The sequence below is a fragment of the Phaeovulum sp. genome, assembly GCF_041596715.1.
GTDB lineage: Bacteria > Pseudomonadota > Alphaproteobacteria > Rhodobacterales > Rhodobacteraceae > UBA6213.
Window position 1 is genome coordinate 1 of record NZ_JBFHIA010000326.1, and the last position, 2,631, is coordinate 2,631.

3 protein-coding genes and 1 pseudogene are annotated in these 2,631 nt (G+C 60.6%); 1 reads left to right on the forward strand and 3 read right to left on the reverse strand.

Annotated features, from left to right (window positions below):
• Nucleotides 1-1,675: aconitate hydratase AcnA (acnA, locus tag ABY403_RS15425; protein ID WP_372841704.1), on the forward strand; the 1,675-nt coding region annotated here is incomplete at its 5' end.
• Between the two features lie 67 nt (nt 1,676-1,742).
• Here acnA and ABY403_RS15430 read toward each other — a convergent pair.
• From ABY403_RS15430 to ABY403_RS15440, 3 genes and pseudogenes are all read right to left on the reverse strand, one after another.
• The gene (locus tag ABY403_RS15430; protein ID WP_372841705.1) at nt 1,743-2,276 is read right to left on the reverse strand and encodes a DsbE family thiol:disulfide interchange protein; all 534 of its coding nucleotides are present in this window, start codon (nt 2,274-2,276) and stop codon (nt 1,743-1,745) included.
• Nucleotides 2,269-2,430 carry a heme exporter protein CcmD gene (gene ccmD, locus ABY403_RS15435; RefSeq protein ID WP_372841706.1) on the reverse strand — a complete coding sequence of 54 codons (162 nt, stop codon included), beginning with the start codon at nt 2,428-2,430 and terminating at the stop codon, nt 2,269-2,271. The genes ABY403_RS15430 and ccmD overlap by 8 nt, the downstream gene beginning before the upstream one ends.
• Nucleotides 2,430-2,631: pseudogene (locus ABY403_RS15440) on the reverse strand (transcriptional regulator); the annotation flags it as partial. The pseudogene ABY403_RS15440 and the gene ccmD, both read right to left, overlap by 1 nt.

The window sequence follows — 2,631 nt, forward strand, 5'->3', positions numbered from 1 at the left end:
CGACGAGGCGCGTATTGCGCTGGTCGAAGCCTATGCCAAGGAAAACGGCATGTGGCGCGGCGCGGACTATGCACCAATCTACACTTCGACGCTTGAGCTCGACATGAGCACCATCGTCCCCGCGATCTCGGGCCCCAAGCGCCCGCAGGATTACGTGGCACTGAACAGCGCCAAGGCGTCGTTCGCCAAGGAAATGACCGAAAGCTTCAAGCGCGACATGGGCAAATCCGTGCCGGTCAAGGGCGAAGAATACGCCATGACCTCGGGCAAGGTGGTAATTGCCTCGATCACCTCCTGCACCAATACGTCGAACCCCTATGTGATGATCGGTGCGGGCCTCGTGGCGCGCAAAGCGCGCGCTCTGGGCCTGACGCGCAAGCCTTGGGTGAAAACCTCGCTGGCGCCCGGAAGCCAAGTGGTTTCGGAATACCTCAACGCCGCAGGGCTGCAAGAAGACCTCGATGCGATCGGCTTCAACCTTGTGGGCTATGGCTGCACCACCTGCATCGGCAACTCTGGCCCATTGCAGCCCGAGATTTCGGCGGCCATTGCCGAGGGCGATCTGGTGGCAACCGCGGTGCTTTCGGGCAACCGCAACTTTGAAGGTCGTATCAGCCCCGACGTGCGCGCCAACTATCTGGCAAGCCCGCCGCTGGTGGTGGCCTACGCGCTGGCAGGCGATATGAACATCGACCTGACGAGCGAGCCTTTGGGCACCAGCACGGATGGCAAGCCGGTGTTCCTGAAAGACATCTGGCCCAGCAACAAGGAAATCGCCGATCTGGTCGAACAGACCGTAACGCGCGAGGCATTCCAGAAAAAATATGCCGACGTGTTCAAGGGCGACGCCAAATGGCAAGGCGTGAAGGTGACCGACTCGGAAACCTATGACTGGCCGGCAAGCTCTACCTACATCCAGAACCCGCCCTATTTCCGCGGCATGAAGAAGGATGCAGGCACGATTTCAAACATCCACGATGCGCGGGTGCTGGCGATCCTTGGTGACATGATCACCACCGACCACATCAGCCCGGCCGGTTCGTTCAAGGCAAGCACGCCAGCGGGCAAATACCTGACCGAGCGGCAAGTCGGCGTGGCCGATTTCAACAGCTACGGTTCGCGCCGTGGCAACCACGAAGTGATGATGCGCGGCACCTTCGCCAATATCCGCATCAAGAACGAGATGCTGGAAGGCGTCGAGGGTGGCTACACGCTTGGCCCGGATGGCAAGCAAACCTCGATCTACGATGCCTCGATGGCCTATCAGGACGCGGGCACCCCGCTGGTGGTCTTTGGCGGCATCGAATACGGCGCGGGCTCCAGCCGCGACTGGGCGGCCAAGGGCACCAACCTGCTGGGCGTCAAGGCAGTCATCGCGGAAAGCTTCGAGCGTATCCACCGCTCGAACCTGATCGGCATGGGTGTAATTCCGTTCGAGTTCACCGGCGGCGAGAACCGCAAGAGCCTCGGGCTGAAAGGCAATGAGGTGGTCACGATCGAAGGGCTTGAAGGCAAGATCGCGCCGCTGAGCCTTGTGCCGTGCACCATCCGCTATGCCGATGGGCGCGAAAAGACCATCCAGATCAAAAGCCGTATCGATACCGAGGTCGAGATCGAATACCTCGAAAACGGCGGCGTGCTGCATTACGTGCTGCGCAACCTCGCCAAGTCGTAAACAGCGGCCCAAAACGCAAAAGGCCCCGGATCGCTCCGGGGCCTTTTTCGTTTTAACACATCGGGTGTTACTTCGCCGCGAAATGCTCGCGGATACGGTTATTGACGACATTGGGCGTAAGCGACCCGGCAAAGCGGTAAAGTACCCTTCCCTGCCCGTCGATCACGAAGGTTTCCGGCACGCCGTAAACACCCCAGTTCAGCGCCGTATCGCGCCCCGAAAGGTCGGCACCGACCGCATCATAAGGGTTGCCCAGATCGGCCAGAAACTTCAGCGCGGCGCCAGGCTCATCCTTGTAGTTGACGCCGTAGACCGGCATCCCCTCAGCCGAAAGCTGGGTAATCAGCGGATGCTCGATCCGGCAAGGCGCACACCAGCTCGCCCAGAAGTTCACCAGCTTGACGTTGCCATCTTTCAGCACGTCCGAAGTAAGCGGCGGCAGATCCGCCAGTTGCGTGACCACCAGCGCCGGGGCCTCTTGCCCGATCAGTGCCGAGGGCAGCGCATTCGGATCATCGCGCCCCATGCCCCACACGAAGACCCCTGCAAGTGCCGCGAATACCAGCGGTGGCAATACTGCCAGCGGTGAAAGCCTAGCCATCAGATTTCATCCCCATCCGCGCTTCCTGTGCCGCGAGCGCGCGCTTCACCCGCGCCGAACGCCAAAGCGACTGCGCCACGATCACGACCAGCAACAGAAGCGTCACCCCATAGGCGGACATCACCGTAGAGGCATATTTTCCAAGCTCGACCATCACGCAGCCCTTTCGCGCAGTTCCAGCGCCTTGAGGCGGCGCGACCGGATTTCGGTGCGTGTGCGCAGCAATACCAGCGCCACGAACAACAATATGAATCCCGCGATGCTGATCAGCAGCGGGAAGTAATAGACATCCGAGACATTCTCTTCAACGTCGAGCGAAAGGCTTGCGCCCTGATGCAGCCCCTGATTCCAGAAG